This is a genomic window from Bradyrhizobium sp. Ken01, assembly GCF_055807355.1.
Window position 1 is genome coordinate 1 of record NZ_JBVVPC010000030.1, and the last position, 20,675, is coordinate 20,675.

At 64.6% G+C, this 20,675-nt stretch carries 20 protein-coding genes; 16 read left to right on the top strand and 4 right to left on the bottom strand.

Annotated elements, in window-relative coordinates; all coding sequences use genetic code 11:
* Window positions 1–142: 142 nt before the first annotated feature.
* Window positions 143–952 carry an SDR family oxidoreductase gene (locus tag AC0L3S_RS25575; RefSeq protein WP_473282067.1) on the bottom strand — a complete coding sequence of 270 codons (810 nt, stop codon included), beginning with the start codon at window positions 950–952 and terminating at the stop codon, window positions 143–145.
* Between the two features lie 224 nt (window positions 953–1,176).
* Complete coding sequence (locus AC0L3S_RS25580; RefSeq protein WP_473265885.1) at window positions 1,177–2,235, bottom strand: polysaccharide deacetylase family protein; 1,059 nt, start codon at window positions 2,233–2,235, stop codon at window positions 1,177–1,179.
* A 164-nt stretch (window positions 2,236–2,399) separates the two neighbouring features.
* Here AC0L3S_RS25580 and AC0L3S_RS25585 point away from each other — a divergent pair, with 164 nt between their 5' ends.
* The 10 genes from AC0L3S_RS25585 (at window position 2,400) to phoB (ending at window position 12,301) form a co-directional block, all read left to right on the top strand.
* Entirely contained in the window at window positions 2,400–3,794 is a 1,395-nt protein-coding gene (locus tag AC0L3S_RS25585; protein WP_473265886.1) for an OmpA family protein, read from the top strand.
* A gap of 2 nt (window positions 3,795–3,796) precedes the next feature.
* A complete protein-coding gene (locus tag AC0L3S_RS25590; RefSeq protein ID WP_007615705.1) occupies window positions 3,797–4,099 on the top strand; it encodes a hypothetical protein in 303 nt (100 codons plus the stop codon).
* Window positions 4,100–4,550: 451 nt separating this feature from the next.
* A complete protein-coding gene (locus tag AC0L3S_RS25595) occupies window positions 4,551–5,606 on the top strand; it encodes a lysylphosphatidylglycerol synthase domain-containing protein (RefSeq protein WP_007615704.1) in 1,056 nt (351 codons plus the stop codon).
* 33 nt (window positions 5,607–5,639) lie between these two features.
* Window positions 5,640–6,938 carry an ATP-binding protein gene (locus AC0L3S_RS25600; protein WP_473282069.1) on the top strand — a complete coding sequence of 433 codons (1,299 nt, stop codon included), beginning with the start codon at window positions 5,640–5,642 and terminating at the stop codon, window positions 6,936–6,938.
* Between the two features lie 143 nt (window positions 6,939–7,081).
* Window positions 7,082–8,095, top strand: a complete 1,014-nt coding sequence (gene pstS / locus AC0L3S_RS25605; protein ID WP_473265888.1) for a phosphate ABC transporter substrate-binding protein PstS — start codon at window positions 7,082–7,084, stop codon at window positions 8,093–8,095.
* Between the two features lie 99 nt (window positions 8,096–8,194).
* Window positions 8,195–9,184 (top strand): phosphate ABC transporter permease subunit PstC, encoded by a 990-nt coding sequence (gene pstC, locus AC0L3S_RS25610; protein ID WP_007615692.1) that lies wholly within the window; start codon window positions 8,195–8,197, stop codon window positions 9,182–9,184.
* A gap of 4 nt (window positions 9,185–9,188) precedes the next feature.
* A complete protein-coding gene (gene pstA / locus AC0L3S_RS25615; protein WP_007615690.1) occupies window positions 9,189–10,034 on the top strand; it encodes a phosphate ABC transporter permease PstA in 846 nt (281 codons plus the stop codon).
* Entirely contained in the window at window positions 10,031–10,852 is an 822-nt protein-coding gene (gene pstB / locus AC0L3S_RS25620; protein ID WP_007597875.1) for a phosphate ABC transporter ATP-binding protein PstB, read from the top strand. The genes pstA and pstB overlap by 4 nt, the downstream gene beginning before the upstream one ends.
* A gap of 10 nt (window positions 10,853–10,862) precedes the next feature.
* A complete protein-coding gene (gene phoU, locus AC0L3S_RS25625; RefSeq protein WP_018456067.1) occupies window positions 10,863–11,579 on the top strand; it encodes a phosphate signaling complex protein PhoU in 717 nt (238 codons plus the stop codon).
* Between the two features lie 14 nt (window positions 11,580–11,593).
* Complete coding sequence (gene phoB, locus AC0L3S_RS25630; RefSeq protein ID WP_007597871.1) at window positions 11,594–12,301, top strand: phosphate regulon transcriptional regulator PhoB; 708 nt, start codon at window positions 11,594–11,596, stop codon at window positions 12,299–12,301.
* Between the two features lie 228 nt (window positions 12,302–12,529).
* Here the strand turns inward: phoB and AC0L3S_RS25635 are convergent, their stop codons facing one another.
* Window positions 12,530–13,042, bottom strand: coding sequence for a GcrA family cell cycle regulator (locus AC0L3S_RS25635; RefSeq protein ID WP_007597869.1), 513 nt, complete (start codon window positions 13,040–13,042; stop codon window positions 12,530–12,532).
* Window positions 13,043–13,497: 455 nt separating this feature from the next.
* Here AC0L3S_RS25635 and AC0L3S_RS25640 point away from each other — a divergent pair, with 455 nt between their 5' ends.
* The 3 genes from AC0L3S_RS25640 (at window position 13,498) to AC0L3S_RS25650 (ending at window position 16,945) form a co-directional block, all read left to right on the top strand.
* Window positions 13,498–14,700: an acetylornithine transaminase gene (locus AC0L3S_RS25640; RefSeq protein WP_473282071.1), complete on the top strand. Its 1,203-nt coding sequence runs from the start codon at window positions 13,498–13,500 to the stop codon at window positions 14,698–14,700.
* Entirely contained in the window at window positions 14,700–15,647 is a 948-nt protein-coding gene (argF, locus tag AC0L3S_RS25645; RefSeq protein ID WP_473265890.1) for an ornithine carbamoyltransferase, read from the top strand. The genes AC0L3S_RS25640 and argF overlap by 1 nt, the downstream gene beginning before the upstream one ends.
* A 290-nt stretch (window positions 15,648–15,937) precedes the next feature.
* Window positions 15,938–16,945 carry an Hsp33 family molecular chaperone gene (locus AC0L3S_RS25650; RefSeq protein WP_473282073.1) on the top strand — a complete coding sequence of 336 codons (1,008 nt, stop codon included), beginning with the start codon at window positions 15,938–15,940 and terminating at the stop codon, window positions 16,943–16,945.
* A gap of 49 nt (window positions 16,946–16,994) precedes the next feature.
* Here the strand turns inward: AC0L3S_RS25650 and apaG are convergent, their stop codons facing one another.
* A complete protein-coding gene (gene apaG, locus AC0L3S_RS25655; RefSeq protein WP_027514422.1) occupies window positions 16,995–17,387 on the bottom strand; it encodes a Co2+/Mg2+ efflux protein ApaG in 393 nt (130 codons plus the stop codon).
* A 205-nt stretch (window positions 17,388–17,592) separates the two neighbouring features.
* Between apaG and AC0L3S_RS25660 the strand changes: the two genes are divergently transcribed.
* Genes AC0L3S_RS25660 through AC0L3S_RS25670 form a run of 3 tightly spaced genes read left to right on the top strand, consistent with a single transcriptional unit; the run spans window position 17,593 to window position 20,642 of the window.
* Complete coding sequence (locus tag AC0L3S_RS25660) at window positions 17,593–18,858, top strand: OpgC domain-containing protein (RefSeq protein ID WP_473282075.1); 1,266 nt, start codon at window positions 17,593–17,595, stop codon at window positions 18,856–18,858.
* On the top strand, window positions 18,858–19,637 hold the full coding sequence (locus tag AC0L3S_RS25665; RefSeq protein WP_473265893.1) for an SGNH/GDSL hydrolase family protein: 780 nt from the start codon (window positions 18,858–18,860) through the stop codon (window positions 19,635–19,637). The genes AC0L3S_RS25660 and AC0L3S_RS25665 overlap by 1 nt, the downstream gene beginning before the upstream one ends.
* Window positions 19,638–19,649: 12 nt before the next feature.
* Window positions 19,650–20,642 (top strand): SGNH/GDSL hydrolase family protein, encoded by a 993-nt coding sequence (locus tag AC0L3S_RS25670; RefSeq protein ID WP_473282077.1) that lies wholly within the window; start codon window positions 19,650–19,652, stop codon window positions 20,640–20,642.
* Window positions 20,643–20,675: the final 33 nt, after the last annotated feature.

A 20,675-nucleotide genomic window follows, 5' to 3' on the forward strand; every position in this document is an offset into this window, starting at 1 on the left:
CCGCCTCAACGCCAAGGCACGCGATGCGCGCACCGCCTACGCCAATGCAACTTGACAACAGAGATAGTCGCTCACCCCAACCCTCTCCCCGCAAGAGCGGGGCGAGGGAGCGCTCCGTTCGCGCCGCGAGCAGCGCGATGCCTCAACTATCCCAGCCGCTCCCCTTGATCCCCGGGTTCGCATAGACAATGCCGCCGTCCACCGCGATGGTCGCGCCCACCACATAATCTCCCGCGCGCGAGGCGAGATAGATCGCAGCGCCCGCCATGTCCTCATCGGTACCGATGCGGCCCGCGGGCACGCGCGTCGAAACCTCGTCGGCATGATCGCGTGCGGCCCGGTTCATGTCGGATTTGAACGGGCCCGGCGCGATCGCGGTGACCACGACGTGGTCGCCGATCAGCTTCACGGCCATGCGCCGCGTCAAATGGATCAGCCCGGCCTTGCTCGCCGCGTAAGAATAGGTCTCTCCCGGATTGACGAAGATGCCGTCGATCGAGGCGATGTTGATCACTTTCGCCGGTCGCTCTGCTGATGCCGCCGCGCGCAGCGTGGGCGCCAGCGCCTTGGTCAGGAAGAACGGCGCCTTGACGTTGAGGTTCATCACCTTGTCCCAGCCGCTCTCCGGAAATTCGTCGAACTCCGCGCCCCAGGCCGCGCCCGCATTGTTGACGAGGATGTCGAGCTTTGGCTCGCGCTTGGCGAATTCGCTCGCGAGCAGCTCGGCGCCGGCCAGCGTCGAGATGTCGATCGGCAGCGCGATGCATTCGCCGTCATATTGCGCGGAGAGCTCGTTCGCAGTCGCTTCGCAAGGCCCGGCCTTGCGCGCGGTGATGTAGACCTTCGCGGCCCCTGCACTGAGAAATCCCGCCGCGATCATCTTGCCGATGCCGCGCGAACCGCCGGTCACCAGCGCGACGCGGCCTTTGAGCGAGAACAGATCGTTGAACATGGTGCCTCCCCTTGGTGTTTGGCGACGTTTTGAGCGGGGTAGGGAGGGGAGTCAAGGAAGGCGCCGCCTCGTCGTCCTGGCGAAAGCCAGGACCCATTACCCCAAGACGGAATTGCCTGAATGAGCTATGGCCTCAGCGCGTCGCAAAGTGGACAGCGGTGGCAATGGGTCCTGGCTTTCGCCAGGACGACGTCTGAATTTGGGACGACAGCGGAGATTTGAAACTACGCCGCCGCGATCCTGCGGAAGCCGTTCCACATCGCGGTCGCGGCGCCCGAGGTCAGCACCGGCAGAATCCGCGTGTCCTGGTAATTGCCGTTGAGCGAGACGCGTGGCAGCGCGGTCATGTGGCCGGCGTTTTCGGCGAACAGCATGCCGGGCCGCGTCGTCACCGCGGTCTTGAAGCCGGCGGATGCAGCGAGCACGAATTCACGCTCGCCCGCCGCCTCCCGATCACCATAGGGATAGGCAAGATGCTGGACATTGCGGCCGAGCGCCTGCTCGATCCGGGCGCGGCTCCCGGCCATCTCCTGCGTGGCGATCGCTTCGCTTTGCTTGGCGAGATTGCAATGGCTGACGGAATGCGCGCCGATCGTGACCAGGGGATCGGCGGCAAACGTCTTCACCTCGTCCCAGGACAGGCAGAGGCTGCGGCACAGCGCGGCCATGTCGACACCGTACTTCGTGCAGAGCGCCTCGATCTCGCGCTTGAGATCGTGCTCGCCGGGCAATGCGCGCAACCAGTCGTGCAGGCGGTCGAACGCCGCCTGCTTGGCGGTTGGCGTCGTCGCATCGAGCCGCAGCGCGGCATTGCCGATTGTCACCTCGATCTGCTCGGCCTTGGCGATTACGGCCTCCAGCGCCTCCCACCACAGCCGACCGGTGCCCTCCGCGAAGTCGCTGGCGACATAGACCGTCAGAGGCGCGTCAAATTCGCGCAGAACCGGCAGCGCGAAATCGAGATTGTCGCGATAGCCATCGTCGAGGGTGAAGGCGGCGAAGCGGCGGTCGAACCGGCGCCGCACCAGCCGCTCATGCAGCTCGTCCATGCTGACGATGTCGATCTCGCGCGAGCGCAGATGGCGCAGGGTCGCGCGCAGGAATTCGGGGGTGACTTCGAGATGCCGGTTCGGCTGGAACGTCGCGGCGCGTGCCGGCCGCACGTGATGCAGCATGAAAATGGCGCCGACGCCCGACAAAAGCGGGCGCAACAGGTGGTGGGCGCCGCTGAAATAGAGTGCTTCCAGCCCGGCGCGGATGACGTTGTTACGAAGTTGTTTCATGACCCGCTGGCGGACTTTGGCATTCCGCCTTCAACTTACGGAAGAACCCTTGAAGAAAAAGTTATTCCAATTGTCCAGGCCCGGCCTTCGGAAGGGCGTCATTTCCGGTTTGACAGCCTGCCAAGGGTTTGTTTTGTCTCCGGTTCCAGAGTTCGGGTCGTCGAATGCACAAGCTTTTCAGGTGGGCCAGCAAATGGTGGCCGGGGCTCATCCCCCTGGCCGTCATGTGGGGATTTGCGGCCTGGAATAATACTTTGCCGGTCGAGGCCGACCTTTCCGCCCGCAGCTCGGCGGCTCTAAAGGATACCGTTCTGGACAAGACCCGGATCGCGGTGGACGGCCGCGACGTCAGCCTGGCTGCGGACGCCTTTTCCGAGGAGGGGCGCCGCGACGCTGTTGTGGCGGTCGAGTCTGTGCCCGGCGTGCGCCTGGTCGACGACCGGACCCGCCTCGTTCCCGAGGCAAAGCCCTTCGTCTGGAACGCCGAACGCGACGTGGTGCGGGTCACGCTGTCGGGCTCCGCGCCCCTGCCGTCGATGAAGGGCCGCCTGACCGAGGCGGCCCGCAAGGAAGTCGCCGGTACCGAGGTGGCCGATCAGATGGGTTTGGCGCGCGGCGCACCGCCGCGGTTCGAGGCGGCTGCGATGCTGCTGCTCGACCAGATCGGCAAGCTCAAGGACGGCAAGATCACGATCACAGACACCAAAGTCACTCTGTCGGGCATGGCGCGCGATCTCGGCGGCCGCGAAGCCGTCGCGGCGGCGCTGAAAAACCTGCCCGAGGGCTTTTCGATCGCCGCCAACGACGTCAAGGCGCCGCCTTACGTGTTCCAGGCTTACAAGGATCCGGTGGCTGCGACGGTGACGCTGACCGGCTATGTTCCCGACAACAATGTCCACGCGGCCATCGCCACCAGCGCGTCGCGCAAATTCTTCAACGAAAAGGTCGTCGACAATCTCAAGGCCAGCGTCGGCGCGCCCGGTTCCTTCAGCCTCGCCGTGGTCGCAGCGCTCGGCGCGCTGTCGCGACTGTCGACCGGCACGCTGGTCGTGTCCGACCGCGAGGTGAAGCTGTCGGGCGATGCGCTCTATGAAGGTGCCGCCAACGACATCCGCACAGGCCTTGGCAAGGATTTTCCGAAAAACTGGCAATACAAGCCGGAAATCACGGTGAAACCCGCGGCCGGCCCGGTCGACGGCACCGTGTGCCAGCAATTGTTCTCCGAGCTCTTGGCCAAGGCCAAGATTCGCTTCGCGGCGAAGCGCGCCGACATCGATCCGGATTCCGCCGGCATTCTCGATCATCTGATCGAGACGGCATTGCGATGTCCCACCACCAATATCGAGGTCGCCGGGCATACCGATGCCGACGGCGAGGATTCCTTCAACCAGGCACTCTCGGAGAAGCGCGCGCAGGCGGTGATCGACTATCTGGTCAAGGCCGGCCTGCCTGCCAGCCGCTTCACCGCGGTCGGCTACGGCAGCACGCAGCCGGTCGCCGGCAACGACAGCGAAGACGCCAAGGCGCAGAACCGCCGCATCGAATTTCTGGTGAGGTGACGATGCCCTATCTCGTCTCGTTTCATCTGGGCTGGCTGATCGGCTCGCTGCTGCTCGGCTTCTGCATGGGCTGGATCTCGGTGGTCCAGCGCGGCAACGGCACCTCGAAGGTGACCGCGCGCTGGCTCGCCGTGCTTGCTGCCGGCCTGGTCGCGGCCTCGTTCGCGCGTGTGGTCCCCGGCCGCTTCGGCTACTGGCTCGACCTCGGCCTGATCATGTTCGCCTGCTACCTCGTCGGCGGCGCCATCGGCGCCTGGCTGCGCGACCGGGTGGTCGCGCGCACCGCGCCTCCTGCCGCTCTGTGATGTTGCCCTGCACCCTGACTGCGGAAGTCAGGAGCGCCGCTGCGCGGCCTTCCCCGCACATCGAAAACCGTGAACAAACGCTCCGGCCTCCCCTCTTTCAACAGGCGAGGGTACCCCATAGATTGACGTCGGCTTAAGCCGTGACGGAACATTGTGCGGTGGAAATCATCAAAACTTCATGGCCACTGCGCAGGATTGCCATGGAGATTCGCGTCAGTCTTGCCGCCGAAAGCGCCAAACCGTGCATCAGGAGCCCGCAACCCTGCCTAAAATATTGAACGCACGAGTTTTTCTTCGAATTGCCGAATTCCACTCCGCCCGGAAACGCGCTAGTGGAGGGATAGCGGGTATGCGCGATGCCGGGACCGGCAGAGAGGGTTCGTCGGGTGCCTGCGTGTCATCCGCCTGTTCGCCGGCCACCCCGGCCGCTGAAGCGTTGTTCGAGGTCTAGATGCTGGAAGCCATACGCAGGGCGATGTCGTTTCTGCGCCAGAAGCAAATCCTGCATAAGCTTGGAGTTGTGATCAGCGTCGCGGTCATCGGCATCGCTTGCTATGTGCTCTACCACATGCTGCGCGGCATCGATGTCAACGAAGTCCTCGAGGCGATCAAGAGCACCGAGCCGAGCCAGATTGCACTGGCGGCTTTGTTCGTCGCCGCGGGCTATTTCACGCTGACCTTCTACGACCTGTTCGCCGTGCGCGCGATCGGCCACGCCCACGTGCCCTATCGGATCAACGCGCTCGCCGCTTTCACCAGCTATTCGATCGGCCACAATGTCGGCGCCAGCGTCTTCACCGGCGGCGCGGTGCGCTACCGCATCTATTCCGCCCACGGCCTGAACGCGATCGACGTCGCAAAGATCTGCTTCCTCGCCGGCCTGACCTTCTGGCTCGGCAATGCCGCGGTGCTGGGCCTCGGCATCTCCTATCATCCGGAGGCCGCGGCCTCGATCGACCAGCTTCCGCCCTGGCTGAACCGGACTCTGGCGATGATGATCATCGTCGGGCTGGTCGCTTACGTGGTCTGGGTCTGGACCCAGCCGCGGATGGTCGGCCGCGGGCCCTGGACCGTGATGCTGCCGGGCGGCCCGCTGACGTTGCTCCAGATCGCGATCGGCATCATCGATCTCGGCTTCTGCGCGCTGGCGATGTACGTGCTGGTCCCGGACGAGCCCAATCTCGGCTTCGTGGTGGTCGCGGTGATCTTCGTCTCGGCCACGCTGCTCGGCTTTGCCAGCCATTCGCCCGGAGGCCTTGGCGTGTTCGACGCGGCCATGCTGGTCGGGCTCTGGCAGATGGACCGCGAGGAGCTGCTGGGCGGCATGCTGCTGTTCCGCGTCCTCTATTATCTGTCCCCTTTCGTCATATCTGTAATCTTGCTGACGTTTCGCGAAGTTATCATCGGCGCACGATCGAAACGCCTGCAGCAGGCTGCGCTCAAGCTCGACCCTGGCCCCGCGCCTGAAGCCGCATACGTGAGAAAGCGCAGCGACAGCGGCGCCTGACCGGCGCAAGGTCCTTTGGAGAAGCCCGCCCCGATGGCGATCGACGCCCCATCTTCTCCCTCCTCCCAGCCCTGGTCCGACCGGCTGCGGCACTCGACCGTCATCTTGATCGCTGCGGCGCTGGCGCTGTCGGTGGTGGTCTCGCTGGGGGAATTATCGGCGCTGCATGCGATTGCGGTGTTCCTCTGCGTCGCGGCCGCAGCCCTGATCCCGTGGCGCCTGCACGATACCGCCGCCTCCCGCGAAGAGACCCGCCGGGTCAATCCGGTCGAGAGCGCGGCGGTGGCTGCGGTGGTCGCCGGCATGCCCGATCCCGCGGTGCTGCTCGACCGCGCCGGCCGCGTCATCCATCTCAACGCCGCGGCCGCCCAGCTCGCGCCGGCGCTGCGCCGGAATGAGCTCGCCCAGTTCGCGCTGCGCTCGCCCGAGATCATCACGGCGCTGCGCGAGTCGATCGCAACCACCGAGCCGCGGCGCGCGACCTATCTCGACCATGTCCCGGTCGATCGCTGGATGGAGCTGACCATCACGCCGGTGCCGGTGCCGACCACCTTTGGCGGCGCCGACAAATGCATGCTGATGACCTTCCACGACCAGACGCCGCTTCGTCGGGTCGAGGAGATGCGGGCCGATTTCGTCGCCAATGCCAGCCACGAGCTGCGCACGCCGCTGGCCGCGCTGTCCGGCTTCATCGACACGCTCCAGGGCCAGGCCAAGGACGATCCCAAGGCGCGCGAGCGCTTCCTCGGCATCATGCACAACCAGGCGACCCGCATGGCACGCCTGATCGACGATCTGCTGTCGCTGTCGCGGGTGGAGCTGTCGGCCCATGTGCGGCCCGACACCCTGGTCGACCTGCTGCCGATCATCTTGCAGGTCGCCGATGGGCTCGAGCCGCTGGCGCGGGAGCGCCAGGTCGAGGTCGAGACCCAGCTCCCCGAGAGCCCGGTGCTGATCGCGGGGGACCGCGAGGAGCTGCTCCGCCTGTTCGAGAATTTGATCGAGAACGCGCTCAAATACGGCGCCTCGGGCGGTCGCGTCATCGTGTCGCTGATTTCAGGCGCCGCGCCTGATGGAACTCAGGAAATCCGGGTCCTGGTCCGGGATTTCGGCCCCGGCATCGCGCCGGAGCATCTGCCGCGCCTGACCGAGCGCTTCTACCGGGTCGATGTCGGCGACAGCCGCTCGCAGGGCGGCACGGGCCTCGGATTATCGCTGGTGAAACATATTCTTAACCGCCACCGCGGCCGGCTTCTGATCGAAAGCGTGCCCAAACAGGGCGCCACTTTCACGGCCTGTTTTCCCCAGGGCAGGCCCGCGGCTCTGAGCTAAATTCCAGCGATTTCAGCTGCTTAACACTGTCATCCGACTGTCACCAAACCTTCGTAAAAGCTCAGCTGTCCGCTCCTAAAGGGGCGGCACGGGGAGCGCGATCGGGCGCGGATGGCGCTTCGCTCCCCTGTATGGAGACCAGCATGAATTTCCTCAAAACGATCGTTGCTGCTGGCTTGGTTGCCGCATCGACGACGGCGGCCTTTGCTGCCGACATCACCGGAGCCGGCGCGACGTTCCCGTTCCCGATCTATTCCAAATGGGCTGACGCCTACAAGAAGGAGACCGGCAACGGTCTGAACTACCAGTCGATCGGCTCCGGCGGCGGCATCAAGCAGATCCAGGCCAAGACCGTGACCTTCGGCGCCAGCGACGCGCCGCTCAAGGCCGAGCAGCTCGAGAAGGACGGCCTCGTCCAGTGGCCGATGGTGATGGGCGCCATCGTTCCCGTCGTCAACATCGAGGGCGTGAAGCCCGGTGAGATGGTGTTCGACGGCGAGACGCTGGCCAGCATCTACCTCGGCAAGATCACCAAATGGGACGACGCCGCGATCAAGAAGCTCAACCCGAACGTGAAGCTGCCCTCGGAGGCCATCACCGTGGTCCGCCGTTCGGACGGCTCGGGCACCACCTTCAACTTCACCAACTACCTCGCCAAGGCCAGCGCGGACTGGAAGAGCAAGGTCGGTGAGGGTACCGCGGTCGAGTGGCCGGTCGGCGTCGGCGCCAAGGGCAACGAAGGCGTGTCCGGCAACATCAGCCAGACCAAGAACTCGATCGGCTATGTCGAGTACGCCTATGCCAAGCAGAACAAGCTGACCTACACCGGTCTCGTCAACAAGGCCGGCAAGCCGGTGCAGCCCACCGTCGAAGCGTTCCAGGCGGCCGCGTCCAACGCCGACTGGGCCAAGGCTCCCGGCTACTACGTCATCCTGACCGACCAGCCCGGCGAGAAGTCCTGGCCGATCACGGCGGCGACCTTCATCCTCATGCACAAGGATGCCACCGACAAGGCGTCCTCGCAGGAAGCCATCAAGTTCTTCCGCTGGGCCTTCAAGAACGGCGGCAAGGCGGCTGAAGAGCTCGACTACATCCCGATGCCGGACCCGGTCGTCCAGCTGATCGAGAAGACCTGGGCTGCCGAAATCAAGAGCTAGGCTCGCGACGCTCGTGCCCCGGATGCGCTGCGCCGCATCCGGGGCACGGACCAACAAAAAACGTATACTATTTTCGTACAGGGGATCGGCGTGGCAGAGATGGCCGTTCAGAGCGATGTAATCGACGACGCCGGACCGTATGATCGCGCCAAGGCCTTGAGCGCGTTCAAGCTCGGCGACGTTACCTTCTACTGGATCACGCGGCTCTCCGCGATCTCGGTGCTTCTGATCCTCGGCGGCATCATCATTTCGCTGATCGTCGGCGCCTTCCCGGCGATGAAGGAATTCGGGGTCTCGTTCCTGTGGACGCAGCGCTGGGCGCCGTCCGCCGATCCGCCGGTGCTCGGCGCGCTCGGGCCGATGTACGGCACGCTCGTCACCTCCTTCATCGCGATGCTGATCGCCATTCCCGTGGGTCTCGGCATTGCCATCTTCCTCACCGAGCTCTGCCCGCAATGGCTGCGCCGCCCGATCGGCATGGCGATCGAGCTGCTCGCCGGCATCCCCTCGATCATCTACGGCATGTGGGGCTTCTTCGTGTTGGGTCCGTTCCTCGCCAACACGTTCCAGCCTTTCATGATCAAGATCTTCGACGGCGTGCCCGTGCTGGGCGCGATCTTCGCGGGACCGCCGTCCTATCTCAGCCTGTTCAATGCCGCGCTGATCCTCGCGATCATGGTGCTGCCATTCATCACCTCGATCTCGGTCGATGTGTTCAAGACGGTGCCTCCGGTCCTGAAGGAAGCCGCCTACGGCGTCGGCTGTACCACCTGGGAAGTCGTCCGCAGCGTGGTGATCCCCTACACCCGCGTCGGCGTCATCGGCGGGGTCATGCTGGCGCTGGGCCGCGCGCTCGGCGAGACCATGGCGGTGACCTTCATCATCGGCAACTCGTTCCGGATATCGTCGTCGATCTTCGCCCCCGGCACCACGATTTCGGCGGCGATCGCATCCGAGTTCGCCGAGAGCGACGGCCTGCACCAGTCCGGCCTGATCCTGCTCGGCCTCCTGCTGTTCGTGCTGACTTTCTTCGTGCTCGCAGCGGCGCGGCTGATGCTGATGCGGCTGGAAAAGAAGGCTGGGAACTAGCGCCATGAACCCGATCTATTCACGCCGCCGCCGCAAGGACATCGTCGTCCGCGGGCTCTGCATCGCCGCAACCGCCTTCGGCGTCACCTGGCTCGCGCTGATCCTGATCACGCTGCTCTACAACGGCTTGGCGGGACTCAATGTCCAGCTGTTCACCGAGAACACGCCGCCACCCGGATCGAACGAGGGCGGCCTGCTCAACGCCATCGTCGGCTCGCTGATCATGACCGTGATCGGCGTCGGCATCGGTGCGCCGCTCGGCATGTTTGCCGGCACCTACCTCGCCGAATACGGCCGCAACGACAAGCTGACCTCGGTGATCCGCTTCATCAACGACATCCTGCTCTCGGCGCCCTCGATCATCATCGGCCTGTTCATCTACGGCGCGGTGGTGGTGCCGATGCGCGGCTTCTCGGCGATCGCGGGCTCGCTCGCGCTCGCGGTCATCGTGATCCCGGTGGTGCTGCGCACGACTGAGGACATGCTGCTGCTGGTTCCGAACGCGCTGCGCGAGGCGGCCTCGGCGCTCGGCCTGCCGCGTTCGCTGGTGATCAAGCGGATCGCTTATCGCGCCGCGCGCTCCGGCCTCATCACCGGCGTGCTGCTCGCGACCGCTCGTGTCGCCGGCGAAACCGCGCCACTGCTGTTCACCGCATTGTCGAACCAGTTCTTCAGCCTCGGCCTGAACAAGACGATGGCGAACCTGCCTGTCACCATCAACAACTTCGTGCAGAGCCCCTATGCCTACTGGAAGCAGCTGGCCTGGAGCGGGGCGCTGCTCATCACGCTGACCGTTCTTGCCCTGAATATTGGCGCGCGCATCCTTGGCGCCGAGAGGACCGCAAAATGAGTGATCTTTCCGTATCGATGAGCGCGGCCGGTGGGCTGCCCCACGCGCCGGTGCTGCCGGAGGCGCCCCCCAAGGTGACCGTGCGCAACCTGAACTTCTATTACGGCGAGCACCACGCTCTGAAGAACATCAACCTGACGCTCGGCGCCAACCGCGTCACGGCGTTCATCGGTCCGTCGGGCTGCGGCAAGTCGACCCTGCTGCGCATCTTCAACCGGATGTACGACCTCTATCCCGGCCAGCGCGCCACCGGTCAGCTCATGCTCGATCAGACCAACATCCTGGACGGCAAGCTGGACCTCAATCTGCTGCGCGCCCGCGTCGGCATGGTGTTCCAGAAGCCGACGCCGTTCCCGATGACGATCTACGAGAACATCGCGTTCGGCATCCGTCTCTATGAGAAGATCTCGAAGTCCGAGATGGACGGCCGCGTCGAAAAGGCACTCCGCGGCGGCGCGCTGTGGAACGAGGTCAAGGACAAGCTCAACGCCTCCGGCCTGTCGCTCTCGGGCGGCCAGCAGCAGCGCCTCTGCATCGCCCGCACCGTCGCGGTGCGGCCCGAGGTGATCCTGTTCGACGAACCCTGTTCGGCGCTCGACCCGATCTCGACCGCCAAGGTCGAGGAGCTGATCCAGGAGCTGTCCGAGGATTACACGATCGCGATCGTCACTCACAACATGCAGCAGGCGGCGCGCGTCTCCGACAAGACCGCCTTCATGTATCTCGGCGAGCTGATCGAATTCGACGACACCAGCAAGATCTTCACGTCGCCGACTGACCGGCGCACGCAGGATTACATCACCGGCCGGTTCGGCTAGGAGACGCGACATGGGTTCTGAACATACCGCAAAGGCCTTCGATACCGACCTCCAGGAACTCACCCGCCTGGTCGCCGAGATGGGTGGCATCGCCGAGCGCATGATCGTCGAGTCCGTCGACGCGCTGATCCGCCGCGACGTCCCGCTCGGCCAGCGCGTCGTCGCCATCGACACCGAACTCGACGCGCTGCAGAAGCGCATCGAGGAGCGTGCGGTGCTCACCATCGCCCGCCGCCAGCCGATGGCGGTCGACCTGCGCGAGATCGTCGGCGCCATGCGCGTCGCGACCGATCTCGAGCGCATCGGCGACCTCGCCAAGAACATGGGCAAACGCGTCGCGGCACTGGAGACGGACTTCCATCCGCTCAAGCTGTTTCGCGGCCTCGAGCACATGACCGACCTCGTGCAGCAGCAGGTCAAGTCGGTGCTGGACGCCTATGCCGCGCATGATCTGCCGGCGGCGATGGCGGTGTGGAAGGGCGACGAGGAGGTCGACGCCATCTGCACCTCGCTGTTCCGCGAGCTCCTTACCTACATGATGGAGGATCCGCGCAACATCTCGTTCTGTATCCATTTGATGTTCTGCGCCAAGAACATCGAGCGGATCGGCGACCACGCCACCAACATCGCCGAGACCGTGTTCTACATGATCGAGGGACAGGCGATCACCGACAAGCGGCCGAAGGGCGACATGACGACCTTCGCCAACACGGTACCGAACACTTAAGGAGCGACGACCCGATGGGCGCACGCATTATGGTGGTTGAGGACGAGGAAGCTCTGACGGAGCTTCTCCGCTACAACCTCGAAGGCGACGGCTATGACGTCGAGACGGTGATGCGCGGCGACGACGCCGACACTCGCCTCAAGGAGCACATCCCCGATCTGATCGTGCTCGACTGGATGCTGCCGGGCCTGTCAGGCATCGAATTGTGCCGGCGGCTTCGCACCCGTCCCGAGACCAAGCAGCTCCCGATCATCATGCTCACCGCGCGCGGCGAGGAGAGCGAACGGGTGCGGGGTCTTGCGACCGGCGCCGACGATTACATCGTCAAGCCGTTCTCGGTGCCGGAGCTGCTCGCGCGCGTGAAAGGCCTGCTGCGGCGCGCGAGCCCCGAGCGGCTCGCCACCGTGCTTGCTTTTGGCGACATCGAGCTCGACCGCGACAAGCGCCGCGTGGCGCGCTCGGGCCGGCCGATCGATCTCGGTCCGACCGAATATCGCCTGCTGGAGTTCTTCCTGGAGCATCCGGGCCGGGTGTTCTCGCGCGAGCAACTGCTCGACAGCGTTTGGGGCCGCGACATCTACATCGATGAGCGTACCGTCGACGTGCATATCGGCCGCCTGCGCAAGCTGCTCAATCTCGGCCGCGAGCAGGACCCGATCCGCACCGTCCGCGGCGCCGGCTACGCGCTGGATGATCGTTTTGCCAAGGCGGAGCAGGTGTAGGGTTGCAGGCTTGTTTGCTGGCGAGCTGTCCCCGAATTCTCCGACGTCGTCCCGGACAAGCGAGCGAAGCGAGCGCTGATCCGGGACCCATAACCACCGAACGTGGTTTGGCGAAGACTCGGAGTGACCCCTTCCGCACGACTACTGCGTGCTCGGAGTATGGGTCCTGGCTTTCGCCAGGACGACACTGAAATTGTTGAACTGTCTTCGCGCGACGACTTGCCGTGATTACCGCGGACCCGGCTTCACCGGTGCGCGGCGCCGATCCGATGCCGGCTGGTACGCAACGCGCGAGTGCTGGGCGCAATAGGGCAGGCCGGACAGAGCCCGTCCACCACAGAAGAAGAAATCCGGGCTCGACGGATCGCCGACCGGCCAGTGGCAGGTCGCCTCGTTCAATTCCAGCAGCGACAGCCGCTGGCTCATCGGCACCACGTTGTCGTATGTGACCGGATCCGGCTCAGCCTCGACCTCAAAGGCCTGCGCCAGTGCGGTGTTGCCGCGCGAGATCGGGCGGCTCACCCGCATCATGTGCTGCGCGGGGCGCGCCTTGCGCGGCCGGGGCGCTGCCGACGAAGGGCTCTTGGCGCGGCCCGAAAGGCCGAGCCTGTGCACTTTGCCGATCACGGCATTGCGGGTCACATTGCCGAGCTCCGCCGCGATCTGGCTGGCCGAAAGTCCGGCCTCCCAGAGCTTTTTCAGCTGCTCGACGCGATCATCGGACCAGGTCAAAACCGTCATTGCACCCTTTCCCTCGCTGCGCGCCAGCCATCCTGGGGCCTCGCAGCGAATGCCTAAGCCTTCAAAAACCCGTGCCGCCAGAATCCCTTAAGGCTCGCCGGGCGCGTCTTGAACGCCCGAACGTTTACGCCGGTACATAAGGACTTAAAGATCAGAACCACTGCACGAGATGTCGTATCTGACAATTCAAACGCTACAATATGGCGTGACTCCCGCGCAAGAGTCCGCCGACTCGCTTCCACATGTTCCGTGGCTAAATCCCGCAAAATCGGCACCGCAAGACTACGGATTCAGCGTTTCGTGAGGCTTTCCGGACGGCATTGACACCCGTTTCACCAGGCCTAAGATAGTCGTGCGTGCCGCCCTCAAGAGGCGGCACGTTTCGTTTTCCGGGCCGGTCGATGGTGCGTTGCGCAATGCACGCTCACTCCGTCCGCAACATTCAAGTGACCGTCATGACTAACAGCGCAGCGCCGCATTTGCTCCCCGTTTTCGCCAGGTCCGACCTCGGTTTCGAGCGTGGCGAAGGCTGCTGGCTGATCGCGACCAACGGCGAGCGCTATCTCGATTTCACCTCCGGGGTGGCGGTGAATGCGCTCGGCCATGCCCATCCGGCGCTGGTCGCGGCGTTGCAGGAGCAGGCCACGAAGCTCTGGCACATGTCGAACCTGTTCCAGAGCCCGGACGGTGAGCGTCTCGCCGCTCGCCTCTGCCACGAGAGCTTTGCGGACTTCGTGTTCTTCTGCAATTCCGGCGCCGAGGCGCTGGAATGCGTGATCAAGGTCGTGCGCCGTTATCACGCCGCGAAGGGCCATCCAGACCGCTATCGCATGATCACCTTCGAAGGCGCCTTCCATGGCCGCACGCTGGCGACGCTGGCTGCGACGGGTTCGGCAAAATATCTCGAAGGTTTCGGACCCCCGATGGAGGGCTTCGACCAGGTTGCGCATGGCGATCTCGACGCGGTGAAAAAGGCGATCGGTCCGCAGACCGCCGGCATCCTGATCGAGCCGATCCAGGGCGAGGGCGGTGTGCGTTCGGCAACGCCCGCCTTCCTGAGGGCGTTGCGTCAGCTCTGCGACGAGAAGGGTCTGTTGCTCGCCTTCGACGAGGTGCAGACCGGCATGGGCCGCACCGGCGATCTGTTCGCGTACCGCCGCCTCGGCGTCGAACCCGACGTGATGTCGCTGGCCAAGGCGCTCGGCGGCGGCTTTCCGATCGGCGCCTGCCTTGCGACCGCGGAAGCGGCGTCCGGCATGACGCCGGGCTCGCACGGCTCGACCTTCGGCGGCAATCCGCTCGCGATCTCCGCTGCGAACGCCGTGCTCGACGTCATGCTCAAGCCCGGCTTCTTCGACCACGTGCAGAGGATGTCGCTGCTGCTCAAGCAGAAGCTCGCCTCCGTGATCGACCGTCACTCTGATGTCGTCAGCGAAGTGCGCGGCGAGGGCCTCCTGATCGGCATCAAGGCCGTGGTGCCTTCGGGCGATCTCGTTGCCGCCTTGCGCGCAGAGAAGCTGCTCACCGTCGGCGCCGGCGACAATGTCGTGCGTTTCCTGCCGCCTTTGATCGTCACCGAAGCCGAGATCGAGGACAGCGTCATGCGGCTCGAGCGCGCCTGCACGGCGTTGTCCGGCAACAAGCGGGCGGCAAGCTGATGAGCAAGTCGCCCGATAAAGCACCCAAGAAAACACCGAAGCACTTCCTCGATATCAACGAGCTGCCGCTGTCGGAGCTCAAGCGCATGCTGGCCGCGTCCTCCGCGATGAAGGCGAAGCAGAAGGCGCATCAGCCGGTCAGGCCGCTCGAAGGCAAAACGCTGGCGATGATCTTCGAGCGCCCCTCGACGCGGACGCGGGTGTCTTTCGACGTCGCCATGCGCCAGCTCGGCGGCGAGCCCATCATGCTCACGGGCGCCGAGATGCAGCTCGGCCGCGGCGAGACCATCGCCGACACCGCGCGCGTGCTGTCGCGCTATGTCGACGCCATCATGATCCGCATCCTCAACCACGATGCCCTGCTTGAGCTTGCGGCGAACGCCACCGTTCCGGTCATCAACGGCCTGACGCGGCGCTCGCATCCCTGCCAGGTGATGGCCGACCTCATGACGTACGAGGAACATCGCGGCCCGATCGAGGGCAAGACGGTGGCCTGGACCGGCGACGACAACAACGTGCTGGCGTCCTGGGCGCACGCCGCCGAGCGCTTCAAGTTCCAGCTCAATGTCGCGACGCCTCCAGAGCTCGCGCCGAAAAAGGCGATGCGCGACTTCATCAAGGCGACCGGCGCGCCGATCATGCTCGGCACGGATGCCGAAGCCGCCGTGCGCGGCGCCGATTGTGTCGTGACCGACACCTGGGTGTCGATGGGCGACAAGGAAGGCGAGCACCGCCATAACGTGCTCAAGCCTTATCAGGTCAATGCCCAGCTGATGTCGCTGGCCAAGCCCGATGCGCTGTTCATGCACTGCCTGCCCGCCCATCGCGGCGAGGAGGTCACCGACGAGGTGATCGACGGTCCGCAATCCGTCGTGTTCGACGAGGCCGAAAACCGCCTGCACGCGCAGAAGGGCATTCTGGCCTGGTGCTTCGACGCGGTGAAGTGATCTCGCTGGAATCCCGGCGGCCACCTCACATATGATCGTCGTCCCGGACAAGCGCAGCTTCTGGCAACGCGTAGCGTTGTCCAGAACGGAGCGCCGATCCGGGACCCATAACCACAGGAAGTCGTTTGGCGAGGATTCGGAGTTGTCATCTCGCGGAGTAGCGTAATCCTGTGGTTATGGGTCCCGGATCTGCGCTAGCGCTTGTCCGGGACGACACCGAGGTTGAGGTTGCTTCGTACAGTTCCCCAACCCCCCTTCCAATTCCGCCTTCCGACCCCAGATAAAGCGCCATGGTTTCCCAATCCCCTGACATGAAAACCGGGCCCGAAGGCCCGGTTCGCGCGCCATCCGCGGTTCCCGTCGATGACGCCGTGCTGCCCTACGAGGTTGACGCGCTCGACGTGCGCGGTCGGCTGGTGCGGCTTGGTCCGGCGCTCGACGAGATCCTGACCAAGCACGATTATCCGGCGCCGGTCGGCAAGCTGCTCGGCGAGGCCATCGTGCTGACCACGCTGCTCGGCTCGTCGCTGAAGTTCGAAGGCCGCTTCATCCTGCAGGCCCAGACCGACGGTCCGGTGTCATTCCTGGTCGTGGACTATCAGGCGCCGGATCGCCTGCGCGCCTATGCGCGCTACGACGCCGCGCGCCTCGGGGATGCAAAAGATTCCGGCGCGCTGCTGGGTCACGGTCACCTCGCCATGACCATCGACCAGGGCCCCGACATGAGCCGCTACCAGGGCCTGGTCGCGCTCGACGGCGGCAGCCTGGAAGACGCCGCTCACGAATATTTCCTGCGCTCCGAGCAGATCCCGACGCGCGTGCGCCTCGCCGTGGGCGAGGAATGGCGTTCGAACGACGGCGGCAAGCATCGCTGGCGTGCCGGTGGCATGCTGATGCAGTTCCTGCCGAAGGCGCCCGAGCGGGCGCGGCAGGCCGATCTGCATCCCGGCGATGCGCCCGAAGGCGTCGAGGTTCATGCCGTCGCTGAAGACGATGCCTGGGTCGAGGCGCGCTCGCTGATCGAAACCGTCGAAGATGTCGAGCTGATCGATCCCGAGCTCTCCGGCGAGCGGCTGCTCTACCGTCTCTTCCACGAGCGCGGTGTGCGCGTGTTCAATCCGCTGCCCTTGAAAGCGCAATGCTCCTGCTCGCGCGATGCGGTCGCATCGATGCTGAAGAGCTTTTCGTCCGACGACCGTGCCGCGATGGTCAAGGACGACAAGGTCGTCGTGACCTGCGAGTTCTGCTCATCGGTGTACGAGTTCACACCGGACGAGGCGGGCGTCCAGGACGCGTAGCGCGGTGCCGTAGGGTGGGCAAAGCGAAGCGCGCCCACCATTTCCAGCGCTAATTCAGCACCCTCTTGTTATCCGGGCTGTCCAGCGAGAACGTCGGCACGTCGATCTCGAAGCGCTCGCCGGTGGCACTGACCATCTGGTAGCGGCCGGTCATGAAGCCCGAGGCGGTCGTGAGCGGCACGCCGGAGGTATATTCGAAGCGTTCGCCGGGGGCGAGCGTCGGCTGCTCGCCGACGACACCCTCGCCCTTCACCTCCTGCTGCCGGCCGGTGGCGTCGGTGATGATCCAGTGCCGCGTCTTGAGCTGCACGGTCTCATCGCCGGAATTGGTGATGACGATGGTGTAGGCCCAGAAATAACGGGAGCGGTCAGCCGACGACTGCTCCGGAACAAAGTTCGGCTCGACGGTCACTTCGATCTGGCGGGTCACGGCGCGGTACATGATTGCCATCATACCGAAAACCGCCCGGGAACCAAACGCCGGAGGCGGCCTTGGCGACATCGTCCCGCCAGATTTCGCAGGGAAGTACACGTCCAAATGGACTTGCAAATGTACTTGCATGTGATCCGGCCGCTTTGCGAGATGACGGCCGAACCGGTACACTCCTTGCCACGTCGCGATTTGCGGAAGGGTTTTTAGGCCCCCGATGACCATTTCCGACCAAGTGACGGGATCGACGATCGCGGGAACCGCCAAGCCTGTGGAGGTCAAGTCCGCGGGGGCAAAGCGGCGCGCGGCCGCGCCGGCCATTTCGCTGCCCGCCATCGGCGAGCGCGAGCTCCGGCTCGACCTGTTCCGCGGCCTCGCGCTGTGGCTGATCTTCATCGACCATTTGCCGCCGAGCCTTCTGACCTGGTTCACGATCCGCAATTACGGCTTCAGCGACGCCACCGAGATCTTCATCTTCATCTCCGGCTATACCGCCGCCTTCGTCTACGGTCGGGCGATGCTGGAGTCCGGCATCGTCGTCGCCACCGCGCGCATCCTGCGGCGCGTCTGGCAGATCTATGTCGCCCACGTCTTCCTGTTCACGATCTTCCTTGCCGAAATCTCCTACGTCGCGACCCGGTTCGAGAACCCGCTCTACACCGAAGAGATGGGCATCATGGATTTCCTCAAGCAGCCCGACGTCACGATCGTGCAGGCGCTGCTGCTGCGCTTCCGTCCGGTCAACATGGACGTGCTGCCGCTCTACATCGTGCTGATGCTGGCGCTGCCCTTGATCCTGTGGCTGATGAAATGGCGCCCCGACGTGACGCTCGGCCTCTCGGTCGCGCTCTACGCGGTGACTTGGGAATACGACCTCTATCTGTCGGCCTATCCGAACGGCTTCTGGGCCTTCAATCCCTTCGCCTGGCAATTGCTGTTCGTGTTCGGGGCATGGTGCGCGCTCGGGGGTGCGCGGCGCATGTCGCACATTCTGGCTTCGCGGGTGACGATGTGGATCGCGATCGTCTATCTGGTCGCCGCATTCTACGTGACGCTGACCTGGTATGTGCCGCAGCTCTCCCACTTCATGCCGAAGCGGCTCGAGCAGTGGATGTATCCGATCGACAAGGCCGACCTTGACGTGCTGCGCTTTACGCATTTCCTGGCGCTGGCCGCGCTCACCGTGCGCGTCCTGCCGCGTGACTGGCCGGGCCTGAAATCGCCCTGGCTGCGGCCGCTGATCCTGTGCGGCTCGCATTCCCTGGAGATATTCTGTCTCGGCGTCTTCCTCGCCTTTGCCGGCCATTTCATCCTGGCCGAGGTCTCGGGCGGCCCGGTCATGCATGCGCTAATTAGTCTCTCCGGAATCCTGATCATGTGGGCCATGGCTTGGCTGATTTCGTGGTACAAGCGGGTGGCTGACAAGAGCGGTTCGAAAACCAAAAGCGCCGTCGGCAGCGCCGATATGGCGGGAGGGGGCTGATGAAGGCGAAGGTTTTCCTGAGCCTGATCCTGCTGTGCGGTGGTCTCGCCGCGCCTCCGGCGCGCGCGGACGATGCTGCGCCAGCTGCTTCAGCCGCGCCCGCAGCCTGTGAAGTGCCCTCCTATCTGCTCACCAGCGAAAGCCAGCTTCCCAAGGTCGCCGATGCCGTGAAGGCCGGCAAACCGCTCGAAATCCTGGTCATCGGCAGTCGCTCGACCACGATTCCGGCTTCCGAGGACGCCTCTTATCCGGCGCGGATGCAGGCCATCCTGAAGGACAAGCTGCCGCCGACGGAGACGGTGCATGTCTCCGTAGAAATACAGAGCAAGAAGACGGCCGAGGAGGCGGCCGCCAGCTTCGTTAAGCTGATGGAAGCAAAGACGCCTACTTTGGTCATCTGGCAGACCGGGACCGTCGATGCTATCCGAGCCATCGATCCCGATGATTTTCGTGGCGCGGTGACCGAAGGGGTTGTTGCGTTGCAAAAGGCAGGGGCTGACGTCGTCTTGATGAACTTGCAGTACAGTCCGCGTACCGAAACCATGATCTCGGTGCCGCCATACCTCGACAATATGCGGGTGGTGGCGCAGGAGCACGATATTCCGCTGTTCGATCGGTTCGCGATCATGCGGCAGTGGAATGATCAGGGGCAGTTCGACCTGTTCAGCCCGTCGCGCGGGCCTGAGCTGGCGAAACAGGTCCATGATTGCCTCGGCCGGGCGTTGGCACAGTTCGTGATCGACGCTGCGCATCTGGAGCCGGCCCAGCAGCAAAATTGAGGTCTAGCGTTAATGAGTTCTCTCCGCCCTTTTTGCCTGACGGCATGGCTGGCTGTGCCCGCAGCAGCGCTGCTGCTGGTGCTGAGTCCGGCCTCGCAGTCGTACGCGCAGACGCAGGCCGCACAGGCAACGCCGGCCCCGCAGCAGTCGGCTGATCCGGCTCTCGCTTCACCGTCCCAGACCACCATCGCCGCGACGTCCCCCGATCAGCGCGGCATCACGGCGCGCGCCATCGACAAGGTGAAGCAGGTTGCGAAATCCGCCGGCGACGTCTTCAGCCGCGTGCCCTGCCTGTCGCCGAAGGGCGGCTCGAAGGCGATGGGCTCGCTGCCGCATGTCGCGGGCAAGCTCGTCGCCGGCCAGCCCGTCGTCATCGTCGCCTTCGGCTCGTCCTCGACCGCGGGATTCGGCGCGAGCTCGCCGGAGTTCAACTATCCCAATCGCCTTGCTGCGCAGCTGCACCGGCACTATCCGACCGCCGACATCACCGTCGTCAATGCCGGCGTCGGCGGCGAGGACGCGCCCGAGATGATGAAGCGCCTCCAGAAAGAGGTGATTGACGTGCATCCGGATCTGGTGATCTGGCAGGTCGGCACCAATGCCGTGCTACGCAATCTCGATCCCGGCGATACCGCCAAACTGGTCGAGGACGGCATCAGCCGCATCCAGGCTGCCGGCGGCACCGACGTCGTGCTGGTCGATCCGCAATATTCGCCCGCCGTCAACCAGCGCGCGGACAGCGCCGGCAAGATGGTGAAGCTGCTCGGCAAGGTCGCCGAGCTCCGTCACGTCGGCATCTTCCCGCGCTTCGAGGTGATGCGCGATTGGCACGAGAAGCAATCGCTTCCGGTCGAGAGTTTCGTGATCGCCGACGGACTGCACATGAACGATTGGGGCTATGCCTGCTTCGCCCAGCTCCTCGGCGACGACATCATCCGTTCCGTCGGCCAGATCAAACTCGGCGTCAACGTGCCCGCGGACGTGCGGACCTATCGGCCGATGTGACCTGTCGTCCCGGCCTAGTGCGCAATTGCGCAC

Excerpts from the sequence above, each read along its gene's own strand:
- pstS (WP_473265888.1), top strand. The coding sequence starts at position 7,082 with ATGAATTTCCTCAAAACGATCGTTGCTGCTGGCTTGGTTGCCGCATCG.
- argF (WP_473265890.1), top strand. The coding sequence starts at position 14,700 with ATGAGCAAGTCGCCCGATAAAGCACCCAAGAAAACACCGAAGCACTTC.
- pstC (WP_007615692.1), top strand. The coding sequence starts at position 8,195 with ATGGCCGTTCAGAGCGATGTAATCGACGACGCCGGACCGTATGATCGC.
- pstB (WP_007597875.1), top strand. The coding sequence starts at position 10,031 with ATGAGTGATCTTTCCGTATCGATGAGCGCGGCCGGTGGGCTGCCCCAC.
- AC0L3S_RS25595 (WP_007615704.1), top strand. The coding sequence starts at position 4,551 with ATGCTGGAAGCCATACGCAGGGCGATGTCGTTTCTGCGCCAGAAGCAA.
- AC0L3S_RS25665 (WP_473265893.1), top strand. The coding sequence starts at position 18,858 with ATGAAGGCGAAGGTTTTCCTGAGCCTGATCCTGCTGTGCGGTGGTCTC.
- AC0L3S_RS25585 (WP_473265886.1), top strand. The coding sequence starts at position 2,400 with ATGCACAAGCTTTTCAGGTGGGCCAGCAAATGGTGGCCGGGGCTCATC.
- AC0L3S_RS25590 (WP_007615705.1), top strand. The coding sequence starts at position 3,797 with ATGCCCTATCTCGTCTCGTTTCATCTGGGCTGGCTGATCGGCTCGCTG.
- AC0L3S_RS25580 (WP_473265885.1), bottom strand. The coding sequence starts at position 2,235 with ATGAAACAACTTCGTAACAACGTCATCCGCGCCGGGCTGGAAGCACTC.
- AC0L3S_RS25600 (WP_473282069.1), top strand. The coding sequence starts at position 5,640 with ATGGCGATCGACGCCCCATCTTCTCCCTCCTCCCAGCCCTGGTCCGAC.
- phoU (WP_018456067.1), top strand. The coding sequence starts at position 10,863 with ATGGGTTCTGAACATACCGCAAAGGCCTTCGATACCGACCTCCAGGAA.
- apaG (WP_027514422.1), bottom strand. The coding sequence starts at position 17,387 with ATGTACCGCGCCGTGACCCGCCAGATCGAAGTGACCGTCGAGCCGAAC.
- AC0L3S_RS25660 (WP_473282075.1), top strand. The coding sequence starts at position 17,593 with ATGACCATTTCCGACCAAGTGACGGGATCGACGATCGCGGGAACCGCC.
- AC0L3S_RS25670 (WP_473282077.1), top strand. The coding sequence starts at position 19,650 with ATGAGTTCTCTCCGCCCTTTTTGCCTGACGGCATGGCTGGCTGTGCCC.
- pstA (WP_007615690.1), top strand. The coding sequence starts at position 9,189 with ATGAACCCGATCTATTCACGCCGCCGCCGCAAGGACATCGTCGTCCGC.
- AC0L3S_RS25640 (WP_473282071.1), top strand. The coding sequence starts at position 13,498 with ATGACTAACAGCGCAGCGCCGCATTTGCTCCCCGTTTTCGCCAGGTCC.
- AC0L3S_RS25650 (WP_473282073.1), top strand. The coding sequence starts at position 15,938 with ATGGTTTCCCAATCCCCTGACATGAAAACCGGGCCCGAAGGCCCGGTT.
- phoB (WP_007597871.1), top strand. The coding sequence starts at position 11,594 with ATGGGCGCACGCATTATGGTGGTTGAGGACGAGGAAGCTCTGACGGAG.
- AC0L3S_RS25575 (WP_473282067.1), bottom strand. The coding sequence starts at position 952 with ATGTTCAACGATCTGTTCTCGCTCAAAGGCCGCGTCGCGCTGGTGACC.
- AC0L3S_RS25635 (WP_007597869.1), bottom strand. The coding sequence starts at position 13,042 with ATGACGGTTTTGACCTGGTCCGATGATCGCGTCGAGCAGCTGAAAAAG.